Origin of the sequence: Marinobacter sp. THAF197a (assembly GCF_009363275.1) — a bacterium.
Lineage (GTDB): Bacteria > Pseudomonadota > Gammaproteobacteria > Pseudomonadales > Oleiphilaceae > Marinobacter.
On the sequence record NZ_CP045324.1, the window covers coordinates 168,158 to 190,079 of the forward strand.

At 58.8% G+C, this 21,922-nt stretch carries 21 protein-coding genes; 12 read left to right on the top strand and 9 right to left on the bottom strand.

Annotated features, from left to right (window positions below; translation table 11 throughout):
- Positions 1-47: 47 nt before the first annotated feature.
- From ectA to FIV08_RS00760, 4 genes are all read left to right on the top strand, one after another.
- Positions 48-563 carry a diaminobutyrate acetyltransferase gene (gene ectA, locus FIV08_RS00745; RefSeq protein WP_152437024.1) on the top strand — a complete coding sequence of 172 codons (516 nt, stop codon included), beginning with the start codon at positions 48-50 and terminating at the stop codon, positions 561-563.
- 180 nt (positions 564-743) lie between these two features.
- The gene (ectB, locus tag FIV08_RS00750) at positions 744-2,012 is read left to right on the top strand and encodes a diaminobutyrate--2-oxoglutarate transaminase (protein WP_152437025.1); all 1,269 of its coding nucleotides are present in this window, start codon (positions 744-746) and stop codon (positions 2,010-2,012) included.
- 50 nt (positions 2,013-2,062) lie between these two features.
- Complete coding sequence (locus tag FIV08_RS00755; protein ID WP_058092860.1) at positions 2,063-3,514, top strand: aspartate kinase; 1,452 nt, start codon at positions 2,063-2,065, stop codon at positions 3,512-3,514.
- Between the two features lie 242 nt (positions 3,515-3,756).
- On the top strand, positions 3,757-4,749 hold the full coding sequence (locus tag FIV08_RS00760; RefSeq protein ID WP_072675766.1) for a sigma-70 family RNA polymerase sigma factor: 993 nt from the start codon (positions 3,757-3,759) through the stop codon (positions 4,747-4,749).
- Positions 4,750-4,751: 2 nt separating this feature from the next.
- On the opposite strand, the gene FIV08_RS00765 is transcribed toward FIV08_RS00760, so the two are convergent.
- The 5 genes from FIV08_RS00765 to pdxH are packed head-to-tail and all read right to left on the bottom strand — an operon-like array spanning position 4,752 to position 7,532.
- Complete coding sequence (locus FIV08_RS00765; protein WP_072675765.1) at positions 4,752-5,207, bottom strand: DUF3429 domain-containing protein; 456 nt, start codon at positions 5,205-5,207, stop codon at positions 4,752-4,754.
- Complete coding sequence (locus FIV08_RS00770; protein WP_152437026.1) at positions 5,204-5,509, bottom strand: DUF6482 family protein; 306 nt, start codon at positions 5,507-5,509, stop codon at positions 5,204-5,206. The genes FIV08_RS00765 and FIV08_RS00770 overlap by 4 nt, the downstream gene beginning before the upstream one ends.
- A gap of 57 nt (positions 5,510-5,566) precedes the next feature.
- Entirely contained in the window at positions 5,567-6,151 is a 585-nt protein-coding gene (locus FIV08_RS00775; RefSeq protein WP_152437027.1) for a DNA-3-methyladenine glycosylase I, read from the bottom strand.
- A 15-nt stretch (positions 6,152-6,166) separates the two neighbouring features.
- On the bottom strand, positions 6,167-6,928 hold the full coding sequence (locus FIV08_RS00780) for a 4'-phosphopantetheinyl transferase family protein (RefSeq protein WP_152437028.1): 762 nt from the start codon (positions 6,926-6,928) through the stop codon (positions 6,167-6,169).
- Positions 6,897-7,532: a pyridoxamine 5'-phosphate oxidase gene (gene pdxH, locus FIV08_RS00785; protein WP_152437029.1), complete on the bottom strand. Its 636-nt coding sequence runs from the start codon at positions 7,530-7,532 to the stop codon at positions 6,897-6,899. Before pdxH ends, FIV08_RS00780 begins: the two co-directional genes overlap by 32 nt.
- A gap of 177 nt (positions 7,533-7,709) precedes the next feature.
- Here pdxH and FIV08_RS00790 point away from each other — a divergent pair, with 177 nt between their 5' ends.
- The 5 genes from FIV08_RS00790 to FIV08_RS00810 all read left to right on the top strand — a co-directional run bounded on the left by FIV08_RS00790 (position 7,710) and on the right by FIV08_RS00810 (position 14,133).
- Entirely contained in the window at positions 7,710-10,532 is a 2,823-nt protein-coding gene (locus FIV08_RS00790) for a DUF748 domain-containing protein (protein WP_152437030.1), read from the top strand.
- Positions 10,533-10,555: 23 nt separating this feature from the next.
- Positions 10,556-11,161 carry a 5'-deoxynucleotidase gene (gene yfbR / locus FIV08_RS00795; protein ID WP_152437031.1) on the top strand — a complete coding sequence of 202 codons (606 nt, stop codon included), beginning with the start codon at positions 10,556-10,558 and terminating at the stop codon, positions 11,159-11,161.
- Positions 11,162-11,292: 131 nt separating this feature from the next.
- Complete coding sequence (locus FIV08_RS00800; protein WP_058092851.1) at positions 11,293-12,108, top strand: SDR family NAD(P)-dependent oxidoreductase; 816 nt, start codon at positions 11,293-11,295, stop codon at positions 12,106-12,108.
- A gap of 94 nt (positions 12,109-12,202) precedes the next feature.
- Positions 12,203-13,309, top strand: coding sequence for a GGDEF domain-containing protein (locus FIV08_RS00805; RefSeq protein WP_152437032.1), 1,107 nt, complete (start codon positions 12,203-12,205; stop codon positions 13,307-13,309).
- 50 nt (positions 13,310-13,359) lie between these two features.
- Positions 13,360-14,133 carry a class II glutamine amidotransferase gene (locus FIV08_RS00810; RefSeq protein WP_152437033.1) on the top strand — a complete coding sequence of 258 codons (774 nt, stop codon included), beginning with the start codon at positions 13,360-13,362 and terminating at the stop codon, positions 14,131-14,133.
- Positions 14,134-14,248: 115 nt separating this feature from the next.
- Here the strand turns inward: FIV08_RS00810 and FIV08_RS00815 are convergent, their stop codons facing one another.
- Positions 14,249-15,142 carry a metal-dependent hydrolase gene (locus tag FIV08_RS00815; RefSeq protein ID WP_152437034.1) on the bottom strand — a complete coding sequence of 298 codons (894 nt, stop codon included), beginning with the start codon at positions 15,140-15,142 and terminating at the stop codon, positions 14,249-14,251.
- A gap of 229 nt (positions 15,143-15,371) precedes the next feature.
- On the opposite strand from FIV08_RS00815, the gene FIV08_RS00820 reads away from it, so the two are divergent.
- Positions 15,372-16,478, top strand: coding sequence for an AraC family transcriptional regulator (locus FIV08_RS00820; protein WP_072678799.1), 1,107 nt, complete (start codon positions 15,372-15,374; stop codon positions 16,476-16,478).
- A gap of 393 nt (positions 16,479-16,871) precedes the next feature.
- Positions 16,872-17,279: an NINE protein gene (locus FIV08_RS00825; protein WP_152437035.1), complete on the top strand. Its 408-nt coding sequence runs from the start codon at positions 16,872-16,874 to the stop codon at positions 17,277-17,279.
- Here FIV08_RS00825 and FIV08_RS00830 read toward each other — a convergent pair whose 3' ends face one another.
- On the bottom strand, positions 17,280-18,647 hold the full coding sequence (locus tag FIV08_RS00830; RefSeq protein WP_152437036.1) for a WS/DGAT/MGAT family O-acyltransferase: 1,368 nt from the start codon (positions 18,645-18,647) through the stop codon (positions 17,280-17,282).
- A gap of 113 nt (positions 18,648-18,760) precedes the next feature.
- On the bottom strand, positions 18,761-20,638 hold the full coding sequence (locus FIV08_RS00835) for an MFS transporter (RefSeq protein ID WP_152437037.1): 1,878 nt from the start codon (positions 20,636-20,638) through the stop codon (positions 18,761-18,763).
- 144 nt (positions 20,639-20,782) lie between these two features.
- Between FIV08_RS00835 and FIV08_RS00840 the strand changes: the two genes are divergently transcribed.
- The gene (locus FIV08_RS00840; RefSeq protein WP_152437038.1) at positions 20,783-21,448 is read left to right on the top strand and encodes a nitroreductase; all 666 of its coding nucleotides are present in this window, start codon (positions 20,783-20,785) and stop codon (positions 21,446-21,448) included.
- A 12-nt stretch (positions 21,449-21,460) separates the two neighbouring features.
- Here the strand turns inward: FIV08_RS00840 and nirD are convergent, their stop codons facing one another.
- A complete protein-coding gene (nirD, locus tag FIV08_RS00845; protein WP_152437039.1) occupies positions 21,461-21,829 on the bottom strand; it encodes a nitrite reductase small subunit NirD in 369 nt (122 codons plus the stop codon).
- Positions 21,830-21,922 lie beyond the last annotated feature (93 nt).

Below are 21,922 nucleotides of genomic sequence, written 5' to 3' on the forward strand. Positions count from 1 at the left end.
TGGTCTATATAATTCAACTCTAACTTTTGAAGCGAATTGATCACGTTATGACATCAGAAGGATCGAATACCACCGCCATCGCCTTGCGCAAACCCACCAAGGATGATGGCTACAGGCTCCACCAGCTGGTAGCGGAATGCCCGCCGCTGGACCCCAACTCGATTTACTGCAACCTGTTGCAGTGCAGCCACTTTGCCGAAACCGGCGTGGCCGCGGAGAAGGAAGGCGATCTGGTCGGCTTTATCTCCGGATACATCCCTCCCCAACAGCCCGAAACCGTATTTGTCTGGCAGGTGGCGGTTCACGAGAAAGGTCGTGGACAGGGCCTCGCCAAGCGGATGCTGAAGGAAATCGTTGGCCGGGACGCGTGCAAAAACGTCACGCACCTGGAAACCACGATTACCGAAGACAACGAGGCCTCCTGGGCGCTGTTCCGCTCGTTTGCCCGTGATCTGGGAGCCGAGCTCACCTATCACGAGCACTTCGAGAAAGAGACCCACTTTGGCGGCAAGCACGATTCCGAGTTCCTGCTGCGCATCGGGCCTTTCACGAAGCCTGTCTGAGTGCCCTGATTCACGAAAGTGAATCGCCGATAGCGACTATGTAACAGCCGGCAGGCCACCCGGGGTGGGCCTGCCACAGGGCTGAAATCAACGCACGGCGGGCTTGTTGCGACCGACACGTTTTACCAGCAGGCTCCCCCGCGCAATAACCTCGAACCTGACATGCTAAGAGGCAAGACAATGGAAATTTTTAAGTCCACTGAATCTGAAGTACGCGTTTATTCCCGTGCCTTTCCGGTGATCTTTAACCGTGCCAAGAACGCGCACCTGTACACCGAAGACGGCAAGCAATACCTGGACTTCCTGGCCGGTGCCGGTTCCCTGAACTACGGCCACAACAACGACATTCTGAAAAAAGCACTGCTTGAGTACATCGAGGCGGACGGCGTAAGCCAGGGCCTGGATATGTTTACCACCGCCAAGCATGACTTCATGGAGGCCTACAAGAAGTACATCCTGGACCCCCGTGGTCTGGACTACAAAATGCAGTTCACGGGCCCCACCGGCACCAACTGTGTGGAAGCGGCTATGAAGCTGGCCCGTAAGGTCAAAGGCCGTACCGGCATTATCTCGTTCACCAACGGTTTCCACGGTGTCACCATGGGTGCGGTTGCCGCAACCGGTAACAAGCACCACCGTGGTGGTGTTGGCACACCGCTGGGTAGCGTTGATTTCCAGTTTTACGATGGTTACCTGGGTGAAGACATCGACACCCTGATGATCATGGACAAGGTGCTGTCTGACAGCTCTTCCGGTGTCGAATTGCCGGCCGCAGTGATTGTTGAGGCGGTACAGGGCGAGGGCGGGCTTAACGCAGCCCGTGCCGAATGGCTCAAAGGCCTGTCTGACCTGTGCAAGAAGCACGATATCCTGCTGATTCTGGATGATATCCAGGCGGGCAACGGCCGTACCGGTGAATTCTTCAGCTTTGAGTTTGCTGGTATCAAGCCGGACATTGTGACCGTGTCCAAGTCCCTGAGTGGCTATGGTCTGCCGATGGCGCTGGTGCTGTTCAAGCCGGAGCTGGACGTGTGGGAATCCGGTGAGCACAACGGTACCTTCCGTGGTAACAACATGGCCTTCGTGACCGCCCGTGCCGCCGTTGAAACCTACTGGAAGGACGATGCCTTCGCCAATGAGGTAAAAGCCAAGACCAAGGTGCTGGGTGATGCCCTGCAGGCGATCTGCGACAAGTACCCCGGTGAGTTCAAGATGAAAGGCCGTGGCCTGATGCGTGGTATTGAAGCCAAACATGCGGACCTGACTGGCCCGATCACCAAGCGAGCATTCCAGAAAGGCCTGATCATCGAAACCAGTGGTCCGAACGACGAAGTCATCAAGTGCCTGATGCCTCTGACCACCAGCGAGGACGATCTGCGCCTGGGTGCGAGCATCCTGGCCGAGAGTGTTGATGAAATCATGCAGGAAGGTGTCAGCGAGGCGTCGTAAGACGCCCGCCATCCCACACTTACATTCCGCAGGATAGCAAAGGCGACAACATGACTACGGCACAACACACCGTCGAGAAAATCGGCGGTACGTCCATGAGTAACTACGAGGCCGTTCGCGACAACATCATTATTGCCAAGCGCAAGAAGAGCGACCTCTATCAGCGTATTTTCGTGGTCTCCGCATACGGTGGCGTGACCAACGAGCTGCTGGAACACAAGAAAACCGGCGAGCCGGGTGTCTATGCCCTTTTTGCCGATGCTGAATCGGACTGGGCCTGGGGCGACGACCTTACCAAGCTGATCCAGTTCCTGACCGACATCAACGGCGAACTGTTCGAAGACCCGATGCTCAAGCAACAGGCCGACCAGTTCATTACCGACCGCATTGAAGGGGTTCGTGGCTGTCTGATTGACCTCCAGCGCCTGTGTTCCTATGGTCAGTTCCAGCTGGAAGAGCACCTGCTCACGGTCCGGGAAATGCTCGCCGGTATCGGCGAAGCCCACAGTGCCTTCAACACGGCGTTGAAGCTGCAGCAGGAAGGCATCAACGCCCGTTTCGTGGATCTGACCGGCTGGCGCGACAGCGAGTTGCTGCCGCTGGACGAGAAGCTCAAGCAGGCGTTCGACAACGTAGATCTGACTCGCGAGCTGCCGATTGTCACCGGTTATGCCCAGTGCAAGGAAGGCTTGATGCGCACCTTCGACCGGGGTTACAGCGAGATGACTTTCAGCCGGGTGGCGGTGATCACCAATGCCCGTGAAGCCATTATTCACAAGGAATACCACCTGAGTTCTGCTGACCCCAATATCGTGGGCGAAGAGAAAGTGGTCCCCCTGGGGCGCACCAACTACGACGTTGCCGACCAGCTGGCCAACCTGGGGATGGAGGCCATCCACCCCCGCGCCGGTAAGGGCCTGCGCCAGAATGAGATTCCACTGCGGGTGATGAACACCTTCGAGCCCGAGCACACCGGTACGCTGATCACCGGCGATTACGTCAGTGAAAAGCCGCAGGTGGAAATCGTGGCCGGCGCCAAGGGCGTGTTCGCCATCGAAGTGTTCGATCAGGACATGCAGGGCGAGCCGGGCTCCGACCGCCGTATTCTGGATGTGCTGAATCGCTTCAAAGTGCGCTTCATGTCCAAGGACACCAACGCCAACACCATTACCCATTATGTGGACACCACGCTCAAGCATGTGAAGCGCGTGGTCAAGGCGCTGGAGGAAGAATTCCCCAATGCCGAGATCAGTACCCGCAAAGTGGCCCTGGTGTCTGCCATCGGCAGTGATATGAAGGTGCCGGGTATCCTGGCACGCTCTGTAAAATCGCTGGCGGACCAAGACATCAGCGTTCTGGCGATTCACCAATGCATGCGCCAGGTGGATATCCAGTTTGTGATTGAAGAGGACCACTACAACCAGGCGATTGTGGCCCTGCACGGTGCTCTGATTGAACCCCACAATCACGAGTACGCCATTGTGGCGGCTTCAACCACCTGAAGAATTACCCGCCGGCAAAACCGGTCGCTTTGCCGGTGGGTAATGGAGGACGTCTTGCCTCCTGATCGGGCGCCCGGTCGGCCGTTTTGCCCGGTGTTTTTCACCGGGTAAGTAACATGGCCGGGCGTGACCGATCTCCTCACTTCCCCGCTCGTTTGTATCGGTTTTCCACGCCTTCCAGGGCAATCTGCCCGCCCGACCTCACCGTATATTCGACAAAGTTTCAACGGGTACCTTAGCCAATGCAGATACATGATCGGCAGGGACCGTCTCCGACTCTTCCCCACGATGGTGAAAGGGATTCCCTGGTAGGGTTGTACTTCAGGGATGCGTCCCGACATGAACTTCTCAGCGATGATGCGGAGCGCCGCCTGGCGCGGCAGCTGATTCGCAGTTTAAGGGTGATCAGCCAGGAACTCTGTTTGCCCGATGACACACCACAAACCCTTCGGGAAGTGGTTGGTAGCCTGGGCGACGCCTGTGCCTTCTCCAGCCGCTGTCGCCGGGCCTATCACCTGGCAATGGCCTGCCGGCGCCGGCTGATACAGTGCAACCTGAGGTTGGCGGTGCACATCGCCCGCCGTTACAGCCAGCACGGTATCCCCATGTCAGACCTGATCCAGGACGCCAATGTGGGTTTGATCAAGGCGGTTGAACGATACGACCCGGCTAAGGGTTTTCGTTTTTCAACCTATGCTTACTGGTGGATCAGCGAGGAGGTGCGCCGTTGCCTGCAGCGTGGCGTGCGGGTAGTGCACACACCGGAGAACGTCGTCGAGGAAATACGTCAGCTCCAGAAAACCTCCATGCGATTACACCAGGCCCTGGGGCGCACGCCATCGCAGACCGAGCTGGCCAAAGCCATGGAGGCCTCGCCCTCGCGGATCGGCGAACTGAGAGCGCTGGCCGCCCGGGAAGTGTCCACCGATGTGCCTTTGCTTGAAGACGGTACCATTACCCTGGGCGACAGCCTCGCCAGTGGCGAAACCATGTCTCCGGACCATCCACTGCGGCAGCGGGACCGACAGATTACCTTGCAGGCCATGATGGGTGAGTTGACTGAGCGGGAGAGGGATATTCTGTCCCGACGCTACGGGCTGGGTGTATCCGAACCGGAGACACTGCAAACCCTGTCGGATCAGTTGGGAATCAGCCGTGAGCGGGTAAGACAGATAGAGAAGACCGCGTTAAAGAAACTGCAACAGTGGTTTTCGGAGCCGAACAACGGTGCCTGAGGTCAGGCACCGTGACTAAGATAGAACCATACGCCGACGGTCACCTGGCAGGCCAGTACCACGGTGGTCAGCACCAGGCGCAGTCGCAGATACCATACCGGCCAGTAGGGCCGCATCCAGCGAGCGTCGACGATGTACAGCAGAAGGTAGGCGGTGGTGTACAGGGCAATCTTGTGGGGCGTTTGTAATAGCAGCCCTACGCCGGCGGCGACGAAAAACAATTGGCTGAGCAACATCGACACCAGTGGTGACTGGGGGTAGGCCCGGTTCTCCAATTGCAGTGCGATGGTCCAGTAAATGCCGGCCATGAACGCGAGAATGCCCGCACTGTACGCGTAGAACCAGCTCAGGATGATGATGCTTTTCCCCGGCATCGCAAACAGGCCGGCGGTTCCTGCAAGAAACGGTATCAGGCCGGCTATGCCGACCAGGATGGCGAGACGGGCAACTGCAATCACGACCGTTGCCTCTGAACCTGTATCCGCATGGGTTCAATATCTGTTGGCTCCATACCTACCATTTCATGGTAGGCGGACGGGTGAACAATCTGGGTTTCACGCACGTCCAGATCGCTCAGGGTGTCCTGCAGTTGCCAGGCGCTACGAAACAGGCGTGTTTGCCCTTTGTCGTCAGACAACAGCATCAGGCCATCTGGCCCGTGCAGTCTGGCCATATAATGCTGGCCTTCCAGTGAAATGATCTCCAGCAGTTCAATAACCGGCTGCTCGAGATTCCTGAGTTGGTTGAGGGTGATGCGCACGGATTGGCTCCCGAAGTGGTGTTACCCAGGGATTTACGTGCAACCGCTCCGGTAAGATCATTGTGACATCTCAAAGCAGGCCTGATAGGCCGGGCATTGAACCAGATGATCATTCACCATGCCCGTGGCCTGCATGAAGGCGTAGACAATGGTCGGGCCAACGAACGTGAAGCCTGCTTTCTTCAGGGCCCTGGACATGGCCTCGGATTCTTTGGTGATCGCCGGAACTTCCTCGAAACGCTGCCAGGTGTTCTGGATTGGCTGGTGATCAACGAACTGCCAGAGGAACGAGGAAAAGCCAATGCCCTGTTCCTGCAGTTCAAGGTAGCGTCGGGCATTGTTGATCACCGAATGTACTTTTAGTCGATTACGGATGATGCCCGGGTTCTGCAGCAGGCGTTGCTGGTCTTGCTCGGTAAAGCGGGCGACGGTTTCCGGATCAAAGTTGGCATAAGCGTCGCGATAGCTCTGTTGCTTTCGCAGGATGGTGATCCAGCTCAAACCTGCCTGCTGGCCGTCCAGGCACAGCTTTTCAAACAGCGCCTGGTCATCGTGCTCCGGGCGGCCCCAGACGGTGTCGTGGTAATGCACGTAGAGTGGGTCGGTGCCACACCAGGGGCAGCGTTCGCTATCTTGGGTCATAACAGTGAGTCCCGGTTATCGCTTTGACCGGATGACCCTGTGGAATATGGGTTCCCAACTTGCTTCCTGGGTACCCGCCAGCGACAGGTTGTAGTCATCCGGGGGTGGTTCCAGCAGGGTGATGCCGGGCCAACTGCCCGGGCCGCCCTGATCCCTGCCTCGATAGACCAACGTTACCAGAAAACCCTCCACGTAGAAGCAACTGGCCAGCCAGGTCTGGTCGGGCTGATCGCCATAGAGCTCAAACTGATTGCGAACTTCAAGGGTCTGCAGGTTACCGGCAATGCCACGATCGGTTGCCTTGAGCCAGGCTTCTTTCAGTGTCCATACTTTTAGGAAATTGAAGGGGTCATCGGCGCGAAACAGCCACTCCTGTTCGATGGGGGAGAACCAGCGTCTGGCAACGGCGACCCAATCCGGCTTGCGTTGGCTTGGCTCAATGTCGATGCCCAACTGACTGGTGTTGGTGGCCACCGCGCAGAGCCCCTGGCTGTGGCTCAATGACAGATACTGGCCCTCTGGGTTGACTGTGCGTTTCGGGCGCCCGTCTACCGGCAGGCAGTGTTCCGGTGCCAGGCCGCTGGTTTGCGCAAGGCTTTGCCTGAGCAGCCAGCGGCTGGTCAGGAACTCCTGACGGCGAGTACCCGCCAGCTGAGCCAGTGTTTCAGCCTCGAAATCGGTCATCCAGGCCGGAGCCTCAGGAACATCCCGGTTGATCTGGTGGCACAGCCAGATACTGGGCCGATCAGGGTTGGAGTCGTTGGATGGTCCAGCCATTGCCCTCTCTCACGTATTCAAAACGGTCGTGAAGTCGGCTTGGCCGCCCCTGCCAGAACTCAATGCGTTCCGGCACCACCCGATAGCCGCCCCAGAAGCTGGGTAAGGGTATTTCACCGGAGCTGAACTTGCGTTTCATCTCCGCCACCTTCTGTTCCAGCAACCCTCTTGAGGTAATCGCCTTGCTCTGCTCAGAAACCCAGGCGCCAAGCTGGCTGCCACGGGGTCTTGAGGCGAAGTACCTGAGGGATTCCGCCTTACTGACTTTCTCTACTTTTCCCTGAATGCGTACCTGGCGGTTCAGACCAATCCAGGGGAACAGCAACGCAGCCCTTGGGTTTTCGTCCAGTTCTCTGGCCTTGCGGCTGCCGTAGTTGGTGTAGAAAACAAAGCCTTGGCTATCAAAGTATTTCAGTAGCACGGTGCGCAAGTCCGGCATCTGGTCAGAGCCGGTGGTGGCAAGTGACATGGCGTTGGGTTCCAGAATCCCGGCATTGCGGGCATCGTCAAACCAGGCCTGGAACTGGGCTACCGGATCGTCATTCAGGTGTTCCCTGTCCAGCCCCTCACTTTCAAAATCCCGACGCATATCGCCGATGTCCATTCCCCTCTCCTCGTCTTGCTGCGTAACCCGCTAAGTGTCTACAGGTACGGCTCTCAAGCATAACGGGTTCACGTTGGCGTGTCAGCGGCTGACAAAGGACTGTCGGGCGGACTATCCTAGTGTCAGGCAGGGGGTTCAGGCAGCCCCGTGTGTTCGCCCTCGATCAAGGAGAGTTTCGTGGCCCGGAGTCGTTCCCCCAGTCGTTTGCCCAGAAACCTGGCTATTGCAGCGGTCGTTCTGTTTGGCTTGTACGCCCTCGCAGGCTTTTTGGCTTTGCCCTGGTGGCTCGAAAAGACTTTGCCGGAACAGCTGGACCAGCAGATGGGCTGGCAGGCTGAGTTGTCGGACGTTCAGGTAAACCCCTTCACCCTGACCCTGGATATAACGGGGTTGTCTGCGGACGACCGTGCCGGTGAAAAAGTGGTCGGGTTTGATCGCCTGTTTGTAAATCTGGGTTTCTTTCCCCTGTTCCGGGGGATCGTCCATTTCCAGGACATTCGCCTGCAGGAGCCGCACATCCGGCTGGATCTGTTGGATGACTACAGCATCAACTTTGCCCGCGACTGGCAGGCCTCCCGGCCAGATGAGCCTGCGCAGGAACCCGCAGCCGAAGCCGAGGATGAGGCAGGCGCGATACCCAAGCTGTACTTCCAGCACCTGGCGATCGATGGCGGCGAGTTGTTTTTCCGGGATTTCAGTCAGGCGGAGCCGGCGGAGTTCCGTATTACCCCGCTCGACCTGTCCATCAACGAGCTGGCCACCTGGCCACGGGAGACCGGTGGCAGTCAGTATTCAGTGATTGCTGCCCTGGGTGACCAGACCATTGAGTGGGACGGTGAGCTGAGCATAGCGCCACTGTACTCCGAAGGCCGCCTGAAAGTGTCTGACTTGCGCCATGACACCCTGGCGCATTTTCTGTCGCCGCTTTTGCCATGGCAGTTACGGGATGGCACGGTGACTATCGAGTCCCATTACCAATTGGCGGGCGGCGAGCCGTTTGAGCTGATCACCTCCCAGGGCAAACTGACTGTGCAGAACCTTGCCCTGGCCCTGAATGCCGGGGATGAGGAACCGGTCTTGACCACTGCCGGTATTCAGGTTGATGGTATCGGCTTTGATCTGACAGCCAGAGAAGCCCGTGTGGGTATGGTCACAGTCGATCAACCCTTTATGGCCGCCGTCCGCAACAACGAGGGGCAAATTGACTGGCTTGCAACTATGCCAGAAGCCACTGCCGATGAAGGCCAGGGTGAGCAACCGGACACCGGCGCACCGGCGTTTCGCTGGTCGGTTCAGGGTTTTGAGCTGGCTGACGGGCGGGTGCGCTGGCGGGATCAGGTGCCCCAGCAAGCGGCGGAGCTGGAGCTGGTGGATCTGGACATAACCGTGGGCGGTTTGTCGGATCGCCTGGATGAACCGGTCAGCTACCGGCTGAGTTCAGCGCTTGCCAGTGGTGGCCGTGTCGCCGCCAACGGCCAGTTGACACCGGCGCCGTTCACGCTGGAGGCGGCAGTATCCGGTTCTGATCTTGTGCTTGCAGTGATTGAGCCATACCTGCAGCAAGCGGCCAACCTGGCGTTGGCCAGCGGTGAGTTGAGTTTTGATGGCAACCTGGACCTGGACAGCCAGGACGATCCGATGACCGGTACGTTCAGCGGCACCGGCGAGGTCGCAAACCTGGATTTAAGGCTGCCTGATGGCGAGGCTTCCATGTTGGGCTGGCGTACCCTGCGCCTGGCGCCTATCGAATTCAATGTTTACCCGTCAAGGCTGGAAATCGGGACGGTAACCCTGGCACGGCCCTCGCTGAACGTTGTTCGCTCACTTGATGGCGTACACAATCTGGCCCGGATCGTTCGAGGGCAGCCCGATACCGGTCGTGAGCCTGCATCAGCGCAATCGACCGGCCCCGAAGCCAGCTCCGGCGAACCAGAGTTTGTTTTCCGGATCAATGAACTGGCGGTTGAAGACGGGGCCGTCGGTTATTCCGATCGCACACTGGAGCCGCCGTTCAGTACCAACTTTGATAACCTCACCGGTGCGGTCAGCGGCATCAGTAATGTGCCGCCACAGCAAGGACGGGTGAACCTCAAGGGCCGGCTCGCAGGCGTTGCCCCCGTCACCTTTGAAGGCACGCTGGGCGCATTGGGCACCGAGGATACCAGCGACATTCGCCTGGCCATGGAGGATCTGGCGTTGCCGGTATTGTCACCCTACTTCGGCCGATACCTGGGCTACGCCGTCGACTCGGGCAAGCTCAAAATGAATCTGGACTATGAATTCACCGGCACCCGTCTTAAAGCCTCAAATCGGGTGGTGCTGGACCGTATGGAACTGGGGCAGGCCGTACCGAGTGATGAGGCCATCAGCGCGCCGGTCAAGCTCGGCCTCGCGCTGCTGACCGACCGCCGTGGCGTCATTGAGGTCGACTTGCCGGTGCAGGGTGATATTGCCGATCCGGAATTTCGGGTCGGCCAGATCGTCATGCGCGCCTTTGTGAACCTGCTGGTGAAAGCCGCTGCATCCCCCTTCAGCATGTTGGGCTCCCTGGCGGATCTGGCGGGCTTCAGTAGTGAAGACCTGGGCGAGGTCAGTTTTGTGCCGGGTAGCGTTGAGTTGGCAGAGGGTGAGGCTGCCAAACTGTCGGCCCTGGCAAAGGCTTTGAGAGAGCGCCCTGAGCTGGTGCTGAACGTTCGCGGCGGCGTGAATCCGGAAGCTGACGCTCTGGCGCTACTGCGCGCCCGGATGGAAGCCCGGGGTGAGGAACTGACCGACGAAGCCTGGGCCCAGGCACAACAAGCCTGGCGCGAGGGTGAGCGTCCGCTGCCGCCAGAGGCCCTGGGGCAACTGGCTACCAACCGGGGGCTGGCGGTTCGCCGCCTGCTGCAGGAAACCCATGAAGTAGACCCGGCCCAGCTGTTCACCCTGGAGCCGTCCCGCCAGGCCGTTACCGATGAACAGGGGCTTGTCACCGTGCAGTTCACGCTGAACGTCCGTTAATCCTAATTGAATCAGGTAGTTCTATGGCCAGTCTGACACAGCGCACTGCCAGCCACTTCTTTGCCTATGTTTCCCGCTTGCGCTGGATCAAGCGCTGGGGCTTGATGCGTAATGCCATCGAAGAAAACGTCGCCACCCATTCCTGGGAAGTGGCCACCATCGCCCACGCCCTGGCGCTGATCCGCAACCGGCATTTTGACGGTCAGGTCAACGCGGACCGCATCGCGGCTGCCGCGCTTTACCACGACGCCACCGAGGTGATCACCGGCGATATGCCGACACCGGTGAAGTATCACTCGAAAGTGATGCGGGAAGCCTTCGGCGATATCGAACACAAGGCAGAAGCGGAGTTACTGGCCTTGTTGCCGGTCGATCTCCGGGATGACTTCTCGCCCTATGTTCGGGAGTCCCGGCTGGCTGAGCAGGAAAAGGAATTGATCAAGGCGGCTGACCGGCTCTCGGCCTGGCTCAAGTGCCGGGCGGAAATCCGCGCCGGCAACCCGGAATTCGTGCCTGCCGAAGCCCAGATCCGCGCCCGGATGGACGCCGACGGGTTGCCGGAGGTGCGCTACTTTCTGGAGGTCTTTGCACCGGGTTACGACCAGCCTCTGGATAACCTGCTGGAATAGCCTGTTGACTGGCCCCGCTGCCGGCACCAGGCGGAGTCCGCTGCCATAGGTTTGGCCCGGGTGGCTCTCTAAAGTGGCGAAGTACCAAGACGCTGCTTTAATTGGAAAGACCACAACAAGAGGCTCCCGCCATGAAAGATCTGAAAAACAAAGTTGCCGTGGTAACCGGTGCAGGTTCCGGCATTGGCCGTGCCCTGGCCCATGCCCTGGCAGCCCGGGGCTGCCGCCTGGCGCTGTCGGATGTCAACGAAGCTGGCCTGGCGGAAACCGTCGCCACCCTCGACAAGAACCGTGTGAAAACCTACCGCCTGGACGTCTCTGACCGTGACGAGATCTACGCCCACGCAGAGCAGGTGAAGGCCGATTTCGGCCAGGTTAACCTGGTGATCAACAACGCGGGTGTGGCGCTGTCTGCCACGGTGCGGGAAATGACTGACGACGACTTCAAGTGGGTCATGGACATCGATTTCTGGGGCGTTGCCCACGGCACACGGGCCTTTTTGCCTCATCTGATCGCCTCGGGCGACGGCCACGTGGTGAACATCTCCAGCGTATTCGGCCTGATTGGTGTGCCCAAGCAAAGCGCCTATAACGCCGCCAAGTTTGCCGTTCGTGGCTTCACCGAATCCCTGCGCCAGGAAATGAAGCTGGAGAACCAGCCAGTGCATGTCAGCTGTGTGCACCCGGGTGGCATTCGTACCAACATTGCCAACGCCGCTCGTATGGGCAAGTCCGAAAACGCCGACGCCCAGCGTAAGGGCTTCGACAAGCTGGCCATGACCACCCCGGACAAGGCGGCCGAAATCATCGTCAAAGGCATTCTGAAGAACGAATCCCGCATCCTGGTGGGCCCGGATGCCTGGGGTATTGATGCCATCAACCGCCTGTTGGGTTCTGCCTATCAGCCATTGGTGGAGCGTTTCTCCAGAAAGAACCTGTACGTCTGATCGGTTCTAACCCCCGGCCCTTGAATACCGATTGCTTATTTTACAACCAGTATACAAGGGCTATACTCTGAGGCTGATCCAGGGAAGAGTCAGCATGAATACGCCAAAGCATCCCGATCTGGGCGCGGCCCTGGAACACAGCCGCTCCGGTTTGCGGGACAATCACCGCCGTACACTTGCAAGATTACTGTTTTTTGTCACCGGTTCCGCACTGGTGGTGTTTGCTGTGCTTCAGTTTCTCAACGGATTCCCCTGGGTGTCTGCCATTGAGCTGCTTGCCAGCGGCCTTTTGTTCTTCGGCGCGCAACGGCTGAAGACCACGCCCCACCTGCAGCAGTGGATCTACGCCTACCTGGTGGCCATCTTCTCATTCTTTATTGTCATCATGTTGTTGCCGGATGCCTCCATCGCGGCGTTTGTCTGGGTGTTGATGATGCCGGTGCTGGCCTATTTGCTGCTGGGTAAATGCGAAGGCATGATCCTGAGCGTGCCGTTCATGATTGTTGGCCTTGTTGTCTACTACTTCTTCCTGGAAACCGTTGGCACCGCCCACGGCATGATCGACCTGCTGAACATGGTGTTGTGCGGCGTGCTTATGCAAGTGTTCATGCATATGTACGAGGAGCGCCGGGAGGAGGCCGAGCAACGGCTGGTGGACATGGCCCAGACCGATGCCCTGACCGGCCTGGCTAACCGAGCCAATTTCCATTCCACCCTGGCCCGCACCATTGCCGAATGCGAACGCAACGGCAGCGGGTTTGCGCTGGTGGTGATGGACATCGACCATTTCAAGCTGGTGAACGACACACTGGGCCATGATGCCGGTGATCACGTGCTGCGCAACATCGGCCAGTGCCTGGCTGAACGCCTGCGTACCACTGACTCCGTGGGCCGGCTCGGTGGTGAAGAGTTCGGTTTGATCCTGCGGGACGTAAAACCCGCGGATGCCTTTGAACTGATGGACGAACTGCGAGAGCGCATTGCCGGCCGGGAGCTACGCTACGGCGAGGCCGGTATCCGGGTGACGGCGTCGTTCGGCATTGCCCAGTGGCCTGACCATGGTCAGGACGCCGAAACCCTGTTCTGTGTCGCCGACCGCTGCCTATACACCGGCAAACGGGCCGGGCGAAATCGGGTGGCCCCTGCGGGACCAATACACAGTGACCGGAGCCAAAAAACCGTGGCTGGAGGTACGGTCTGAATCGGGTATCCTAGGGCGGACAGCATCGACAGCCAAGGACCGAATTCACCATGTGCGAACTGCTGGCCATGAGCGCCAACACCCCCACCGACCTGTGTTTCAGCTTCACCGGTCTGACCCGCCGTGGTGGCGAAACCGGCCCCCACAAAGACGGCTGGGGCGTATCCTTCTATGAAGGCAAAGGCGTTCGCAGCTTCCACGATTCCGACGCCAGCGCCAGCTCCCGCCTGGCCGAAGTGGTCCAGACCCACCCGATCAAAAGCGAAGTGGCCATCTGCCACATCCGCCAGGCCAACGTCGGCGAAATCTGCCTGGCCAACACCCACCCGTTCATCCGCGAGCTCTGGGGCCGCTACTGGGTCTTCGCCCACAACGGCCAGCTCTCCAAATTTCGGGCCGCAGAGGGGTTCTACGAGCCGGTGGGCGACACCGACAGCGAAGCCCTGTTCTGCGACATCCTCAACCACCTGCGCAGTCACTGTGACCGCAATGCACCTCTGGAGGAAGTGGTCGAGAGACTGGTGCGCCTGTCACAAACCTACGCCCGCGAAGGCGTATTCAACCTGCTGCTGAGTAACGGCGACTGGCTGTTCACCTACTGCACCACCAAAATGGCCAGCATCACCCGCCGAGCCCCCTTCGGACCGGCTCGCCTAAAAGACGCCGACGTGACCGTCGATTTCGAATCCGAAACCACCCCCAACGACATCGTCAGCGTGATCGTCACCGAACCCCTAACGAGTGATGAACAGTGGGATGTCTACCAGCCAGGCGAGTGGCGGCTGTGGAAAAAGGGAGAAGTGATAGCATCAGGAGGAAAGTAACACTCTGGGCCGAAAAGAGCCCGGAGCACAAGGCCCTCCCAACCCGCTCGCCAGCGTAACTCCAGAACCTTCAGCGCAACTCCAGAGCCCCCGGAGTCACGCTGAGCGGCAAACCTTACTGCAGGGTCCGCCGATTGCCATTCTTATACTGCGGCGCAATATAACCCTCGATCTCCGCCTTGAACCGCCCGATCACCTCACTGTTGTCCTTGTCCCAGGGGTGGAAACCAGGCTTGAAGTACTCCAGCCAGGTCGGAATCAGGCTGGAAAACGCACCGTCCTTGCCCCACATACGCCACATGCCCTTGGCGGCATCTTTCAACGAGAAATGCTTGCGATCGTGCATGATCATTCGGCCGGTGTACCAGGTACCCACAATGCCCAGTGCGACTGTACTGAATACCTGATAAAACGCCCGCTCAGCGTAGGTGCCGCCAGCCTGCTGGAAGACATCGTAGGCCACCGCCTTGTGTTCGGTCTCCTCGATGGCGTGCCATACCCACAGCGGGCGCATGGATTCGTGCATGTCTTCGCGCACGTCGTCCCGCTCCAGCAGCATGTCCGCCATCATCGCCGTGATGTGCTCCAGGGCACAGGTAATGGCCAGCTGGTGACGCTTGGGCAGTTTGCGGGCGACATCCAGGATGATCTTTAGATCCCGCTCCATCTCTTCCACCGGCATGCCCTGGTCACGTACATGCTGGTTCATGGCAATGTGTTCCAACGAATGCATGGCTTCCTGGCCAATAAAACCGCGAACTTCCTCTTTCAGCTTGGGGTCCTGAATCTGGCCCCGGAACGCCCTTACAGAATCCACAAAGAACTGCTCGCCCTCGGGGAACAGCACCGACAGGGCATTCATGGTATGACTGATCAGGTAATTGTTATCCAACCAGTACCGGGGTACCTGTTCTCCAAATTCAAAGCCCATGCGCTGCGGCTTGATCGAGACATTGTCCGGTGTATGGGAAACCTTGTTTTGCTTGTCTGTTTGAGTTGTTGTCAGCATGTCTGTACTCCTCTGCGATTGAACGCTTTGGCTGATGTCATGGGGCCAGTGTGGAGGAGTCAACGGCGTTACAGAATGCGAGGTTGGGACGGCTACCGTTCACATTGGGACAAAAAGCGCCGCACAATTGGCCCGGGAGACAGGTAAATCGGTGCGAGCCGCCCCACTGCCAGTGGCGGTGGCTTCTGTTAGAGTCAGAAACACGACAAATATCAATCAGGGACATGGCATGGCATCAACCAGTGCAGACAAAGAACGACAAATGCTGGGGCTGTTCCTGGTACCCGGCGTTTACCTGCGGGTACTGGGTGAAACGGTGCGCCAGCTTGGCCACAACGACCGGGCCCTATACCAGGGGCTGGATTTCACGGCCGACGACCTCAAGGCCAACGACAGTCGCATCTTCGTAACCGATGCCATCCTGATGGCCCAGCGCGCCCTGGAGCTGGCCGGAAAGGATGGCCTTAGCTTCCACCTGGCCAAGGAACTGCGGCTGACGATTCACGGCACTCTGGGTTTTGCTGCCCTGACCAGTCCGACCTTTGAAGGAGCACTGGATTCGGTTCGCCGCTACCTGCAACTGCGGGCCCCCTTCCTGAGCATGAAACAGTCCCTGGCCGGTGATCAGGTGCTGGTGCAGCTGTGCACCGAATTCGACGTGCCGGGCTTGTATGGATTTCTGGCCGAAACCGTCAGTGCCACCCTGATCCTGTTAACCGAACAACTACTGGACCGTGCCGACGCCGAAAGCCGGGGCTTTGCCCTGGAAGACGGCAAGCTGCCGGGCGTCTCGGTGCGCCTGTCTGGCCCGGAGCCGGCCTACTACGCCCGGTTTGCCAGCCAGTTACCGGTGCGCTTTGAGTACGGCCAGCCAGAGGAAATGCTGGTGTTTCCCCGCAAGCTTCTCGATGTTCGCATGCGCCTGGCCGACGCCGAAGCCTCCCGCATGGCCCGGGACCAGTGCGAGTTTGAGCTGCAGAAAGCGTTGAAGGAACAGGGCGATATCGTGCTGGCGATCCGCAACATGCTGCGCATGACGCCGGGGCCGCTGCCGTCCCTGGAAGCCATGGCGGAGCGTTTCTGCGTGTCATCCCGAACCCTGAAACGGCGGCTGGCGGAGAAAGACACCAGCTACCGCGAAATCGTTGAGGCGGTACTGAAAGACCGGGCGATCCAGTTGTTGCGTTATACCAATCAGTCGGTCAGCGAGATCGCCTATGAGCTGGGCTACGCAGACTTGTCCAACTTCAGCCGGGCATTTCGCAAGTGGACCGGGAAGTCGGCGTCCGAGTTTCGGGAAGGTGGGGTTGATCCGGCTCCGGAGGTGGGGCCCTGATTTGTTGCGCCTCTGGTTTGGGAGCGTGGTCGCAGAGTGGTCAGAGAATTCTTCCTGCGAAAAACAACTCGCTTCGCTCAGACATCTTTTTCACAGGAAAAATTCTCTGACCACCCCGCGCCCTGTTGACCTGTTAGACGGCGTACCTATTGATAGATAGCCGTTTTTGAACGTTCTTTTCAGTGTTCTATATTGGTTTTCGCAGTTGTCTTTCCCCGCCTATGCCCCGATATTGTGACGGACGGGGAGGTGGGATTATTTTTCCCGCCAGAAAAAAGATGTCTGAGCGAAGCGAGTTGTTTTTTCCAAGGGAAAAATAATCCCACCTCCCCAGTCCCGCCCCCAAAACCCACAGGCTAGGGCCGGAGTTAAAGCCCCAAAGAAGGAACCAAGATGAACGGACAACCAGACACCCACAGCAAAATCATAGGCTACCTGCTCTGGATCTTCGGATTCCTTGGCTCCCACCGCTTTTACTACGGTAAACCCATCACAGGTACCATCTGGTTCTTCACCTTCGGGCTGTTCCTCATTGGCTGGATCATCGACCTGTTCCTGATCCCCAGCATGGACCGCCAGGCCGACAAGCGCTTCCAGGAAGGCAATATCAGCTACAACATCAGCTGGATACTGCTCACCTTCCTGGGCGTGTTCGGCGTACACCGCATGTACATGGGTAAGTGGATCACCGGCATCATCTACCTGCTGACCGGCGGCCTGTTCCTGATTGGTGTGCTGTACGATTTCTGGACTCTGAACAGCCAGATCTCAGAACGCAATCACGCCGACCAGATGGGCTGATTACAGGCCCGCGGCCGCTTCCAGCTCTACCAAGCCGTCTTCCAGGTAATCCAGCATCCGCTGCAGGCTGGGCAGGGTTCTTCGGCAGCCAATCAGGCCGAACTCTACCTGGCCGTTGTAGCTGGTCAGGGTCATGTTCAGGGCCAGGCGGTCCATGGCGATGGACACCGGGTACATGCCCTCCAGCTTGGCGCCATTCCAGTAACGGGGGGAGGATGGCCCGGGCACGTTGGAAATCACCACATTAAACGTCTGCCAGTTGGGCGCCATCCCCGTCAGCAGATGGAAGGCGGCGGGCGCCAGGGTCAGGGCGGTGTAGTTGATGATTTCTTCAGACGACATATGGCGGTAGCGGTCTTTGGCTTCCTGCATGCCGTGATGGATTTTCAGCAATCGTTGACCGGCATCGTTCTCGTCCGTGTGCAGGTTAGCGAGGATGACACCCACCTGATTGCCGTCGGAGCTGTCGTCCCGGTGCAGGGAGACGGGCACAAAGGCGATCAACGGTTTTGCCGGCAAGGCATCCTGGTTCATCAGATAGGTACGCAGGGCCGAGGCACACATGGCCGTGACCACATCATTCACCGTGGTGCCGGAGGCCTCGCACACCGCCTTGATCCGGGTCAGGCAGTAGGATTGCGCGGCGAAGCGCCGTGAACCGGTGATCTTCTGATTCAACACGCTGCGGGGCGCATGGAAAATGGAATCGTAGGCGGGGTCTTTACGGGCCTGGTTGACCGTTTTCAGCAATTCCTTCGCCACCGTAGGAATGGTGCCCAGCTGTTTTCCGGAACTGCCCAGCAAATGCGCAACGCTGCGCCACAGGGATGGGCTGTTTTCGTCCCGCTCGGCCCTTTGCCTGGGGGGTAAGGCCCAGATCGGCGGCAGGCCCATTTCGGAGGGATCTTCACTCAGCATCCGGGTGGCCATGCGCATGGCGGACACACCATCCACCAGGGAGTGGTGAATCTTGGTGTAGATCGCGAATTGCCGGTCTTTCAGGCCCTCAATCAGATGTACCTCCCACATCGGCCGTTCCCGATCCATCAGGTGGGAATGCTCAGCGGAGACAAACGACAACAGCTCCCGGATACGGCCGGGGGTGGGCAGCGCTTCAAAGCGGAAGTGATGCTCCAGGTCGAGATGCTCATCCTCCACCCACATCGGTTGCCCCAGTTTGTAACTCAGCCGTTGATCGAAGGGCCTGGTCACGCGGTGCTGGGTTCTCAACTGATCTGCGAGTTGGGCCACGTAATCATCCGGCGCGCCTTCCGGGAAGGAAAACAGCTGGAGACCACCCACGTGCATGGGTTGCTGGCGCTTTTCCAGCCAGAGAAACAGTTGGTCGGTGGGGCTCAGAGGTTTCACAGCGCAATCCTTGTTATTGATCTATGGGCCGATACTAGCGCAAGTCGGCCCGGGCTTGATTGACTTTATTAACCCTACGCTGTGTTAGCCCGGCGACTACGCGGTAGGTGGTATTAGCGATGGTCACCCCGCAAGGCTTTGACTTTTTCCTCCAGCAACGGTGCGGCGGCCTGCTCCGGGGCGACCGGATCATCGGCCAGAAGGTGAATGCGGGACCAGAAACGCTTCGGCAGGTGGCTGAACGCCGGGCCACCGTAGTGGCTGAAGAAACTGCCCCATAGGCCTCTCAGGGCCATCGGTACGACGGTGACCGGCCGGCGCTGCAGAATCATATCCACGCCGGATTTGAAGGTATCCACTTCGCCGTCCTTGGTCAGCTTGCCTTCCGGGAAGATGCACACCAGATGGCCCGCGGCCAGTTCCTCATCAATGCGGTCAAAGGCCGCTTCGTAGATCTCCGGGACCTTGGATTTGGGACCGATCGGGATGGTCTTGGCCAGCCGGAAGAAACTGCCCATGATGGGGGTGGAAAAGATGTTGTGGTCCATCACAAAGCGCACCGGCCTGCGCACGGCACCGGCAATCACCAGGGCGTCCATGTAGGACACGTGGTTACAGACCAACAGCGCTGGCCCTTCTTCGGGGATCCGGTCCAGGTGATGATGGCTGACCCGGTAAACGGTGTGGGACAGTACCCAGATCACAAAGCGCAGGGCAAAATCCGGCACCTGTTGGTAAACAAAGCCCGCCACGATCAGGTTCATGATCGACAGCACCAGGAAAAACTCGGGAATGCTCAGCCCGATCACACCCAGCATCAGCATGGCCAGCAGGGCACTGATCACCATGAACAGGGCGTTAAAAATGTTGAGGGCGGCGATCACCCGCGCCCGGGTGTCTGGCGAGGCTTCTCGCTGAACATAGGCATACAGCGGCACGATAAACAGCCCGCCAAAGATGCCGATGGCCAGCAAGTCGATGGCCACCTGGCGATAGTGGGGGTCGGTGATGATCATCCACCAGTCGGAGGGTATGGGCTGCTCGGGCATGTTGAAGTACAGGTCAATGCCGAAGAAACTGAGCCCGAGGGAGCCGATGGGCACAATGCCCAGCTCAATCTTGTGGCCGGACAGCCGCTCACAGGCAATGGAGCCGGCGGCAATGCCAATGGTGAAAATCGCCAGCAGGATGGTGACCACGGTTTCGTCGCCCATCAGGTGGGTTTTGGCAAAGTTGGGGAACTGGGTCAGGTAGGCGGCGCCGAGAAACCAGAACCAGGAGATGGCCAGAATGCTCAGGAACACATTGTGGTTTTCCCGGGCGATGGCCATCAGCTTCCAGGTTTCCCGGAGTGGGCGGAAATGAATCCTCAGATCCGGCGCGGCCGCCTCTGCCTTGGGAATGCGCAGCGCGGCGATCAGGCCTGCGACGGCAAGCAACGCAACGGCCACCGCAATCACCGGGCCCGGCACCGGAGCCTTCATCATCACGCCGGCCATCAGAGTGCCCACCAGAATGGCCACGAAGGTGCCCATCTCCACCAGCGCGTTGCCACCCACCAGCTCCGAATCCTTCAGGGCCTGGGGCAGAATGGCGTATTTTACCGGCCCGAAAAAGGCCGATTGCACCCCGGTGAGGAACAACAGCAGGAATAACATCTCGTACCAGCCGAACCAGAGCCCGACGGCGGCGACGCCCATGATCACCACCTCGGCAAACTTGATCCAGCGGATTACGGCAGACTTCTCGAACCGGTCCGCCACCTGGCCGGCAATGGCGGAGAACAGAAAGAACGGCAGGATAAACAGCATCGCGGCGAGGTTGACCACCACATCCGCCGACAAACCGAACAGGCCCCCGGCAGTGTAAGTGACCAGCAACAGCAAGGCGTTCTTGAACAGGTTGTCGTTGAATGCCCCGGCAAACTGGGTCACAAAAAACGGCAGGAACCGTCGCTCTGACAGCAGGCGAAACTGACTGTGATCTTCCATGACCCGAACACCCTCGATTGGTCTTGTAATGTTGCCGGAGACTAAACCCGCCAGTGAGGGTGGTCAAGCTCTGAAACGGCCTCCATACTGGGCTACAGTCTGAGCCTGTTCAAACAACAACGACGTTTTTGGGAGCTGTCTTCAATGGATGTACAACAAGCTGTCCAGTCCCGTAAGTCCGTTCGGGATTTCCTGGACACCCCGGTCTCCGAGGCCACCCTTCGCAAAGTGATCGAAACCGCCACCCGGGCGCCTTCCGGCGGCAACCTGCAACCCTGGCACCTGCACGTAGTGACCGGCGACGCCCTGGCCCGGCTGAAAGCACTGATGCAGGAGAAAGTCAGCAAGGGCTTCAACGAAGTGCCGGAATACGAAATCTACCCGCCAAAACTGCAGTCACCCTACCGCGACCGCCGCTTCGAAATCGGCGAGCTCATGTACCGACAGCTCGACATCCCCAGGGAAGACAAAGTTGCACGCTTTGAATGGTTCAAACGCAACTTCGAATTCTTCGGCGCCCCCGTGGGCCTGTTCTGCACCGTCGACGACAACATGGGCCCGCCCCAGTGGTCCGACCTGGGCATGATCCTGCAAACCATCATGCTCCTGCTGCGCGCCGAAGGCCTCGACAGCTGCGCCCAGGAATCCTGGTCGGTGTACCCGAAAACCATCAGCGAATTCCTGGGCTTGCCCGAACACCGCAAAGTCTTCACCGGCATGGCCATCGGCTACGCCAACCCCGACAGCCCGGTGAACCAGATCACCAGCCCGAGGGCGCCGCTGGAAGAAAACGTCGAGTTCATTAACTGACCTGAGCGAACCTCAGGCGGCCACCGACGCCGCCTGAGCCACCGGCACCTCAAGACGAATCCGGTTGCCATCCAACAGCGCCGGATACGTTTTCACCTGCACACCGTCATCCTCCAGACACTGTCCGGTACGCAAACTGAAATGCTGCTTATACAACGGCGACGCCACCACCGGCTCCCCGTTGATATCCCCGGTAATCCCCCGGGCCAGCACGTTCGAGCCACTGAACGGATCGGTATGGCTGATGGCAAACAACGCCGGCAACCGGTGTGGCAGGTAGAACACGGCGATAGGGCCATCTTCGGTCCACACCGCAATGCCGGAGTCAGCCACCAGATCGTCCACCGTACAAACCGCTTCCCAACAAGTCCGAGCTTTCATAGCAAAGTCTCCAAAATCCAAATGTATGTCAGTTTCCTATCCCACTAATGTTTGCGAGCGTGGGGGCCGGATTCATTTTCTGGCAGGAAAAAA

Bases quoted from the DNA above. Each gene is read 5' to 3' on its own strand.
- FIV08_RS00760 (WP_072675766.1), top strand. From the start codon at position 3,757: ATGCAGATACATGATCGGCAGGGACCGTCTCCGACTCTTCCCCACGAT.
- FIV08_RS00810 (WP_152437033.1), top strand. From the start codon at position 13,360: ATGTGCGAACTGCTGGCCATGAGCGCCAACACCCCCACCGACCTGTGT.
- FIV08_RS00780 (WP_152437028.1), bottom strand. From the start codon at position 6,928: ATGGCTGGACCATCCAACGACTCCAACCCTGATCGGCCCAGTATCTGG.
- FIV08_RS00815 (WP_152437034.1), bottom strand. From the start codon at position 15,142: ATGCTGACAACAACTCAAACAGACAAGCAAAACAAGGTTTCCCATACA.
- FIV08_RS00755 (WP_058092860.1), top strand. From the start codon at position 2,063: ATGACTACGGCACAACACACCGTCGAGAAAATCGGCGGTACGTCCATG.
- pdxH (WP_152437029.1), bottom strand. From the start codon at position 7,532: ATGGACATCGGCGATATGCGTCGGGATTTTGAAAGTGAGGGGCTGGAC.
- FIV08_RS00775 (WP_152437027.1), bottom strand. From the start codon at position 6,151: ATGACCCAAGATAGCGAACGCTGCCCCTGGTGTGGCACCGACCCACTC.
- FIV08_RS00800 (WP_058092851.1), top strand. From the start codon at position 11,293: ATGAAAGATCTGAAAAACAAAGTTGCCGTGGTAACCGGTGCAGGTTCC.
- ectB (WP_152437025.1), top strand. From the start codon at position 744: ATGGAAATTTTTAAGTCCACTGAATCTGAAGTACGCGTTTATTCCCGT.
- ectA (WP_152437024.1), top strand. From the start codon at position 48: ATGACATCAGAAGGATCGAATACCACCGCCATCGCCTTGCGCAAACCC.
- FIV08_RS00805 (WP_152437032.1), top strand. From the start codon at position 12,203: ATGAATACGCCAAAGCATCCCGATCTGGGCGCGGCCCTGGAACACAGC.
- FIV08_RS00825 (WP_152437035.1), top strand. From the start codon at position 16,872: ATGAACGGACAACCAGACACCCACAGCAAAATCATAGGCTACCTGCTC.
- FIV08_RS00820 (WP_072678799.1), top strand. From the start codon at position 15,372: ATGGCATCAACCAGTGCAGACAAAGAACGACAAATGCTGGGGCTGTTC.
- FIV08_RS00835 (WP_152437037.1), bottom strand. From the start codon at position 20,638: ATGGAAGATCACAGTCAGTTTCGCCTGCTGTCAGAGCGACGGTTCCTG.
- nirD (WP_152437039.1), bottom strand. From the start codon at position 21,829: ATGAAAGCTCGGACTTGTTGGGAAGCGGTTTGTACGGTGGACGATCTG.
- FIV08_RS00840 (WP_152437038.1), top strand. From the start codon at position 20,783: ATGGATGTACAACAAGCTGTCCAGTCCCGTAAGTCCGTTCGGGATTTC.
- yfbR (WP_152437031.1), top strand. From the start codon at position 10,556: ATGGCCAGTCTGACACAGCGCACTGCCAGCCACTTCTTTGCCTATGTT.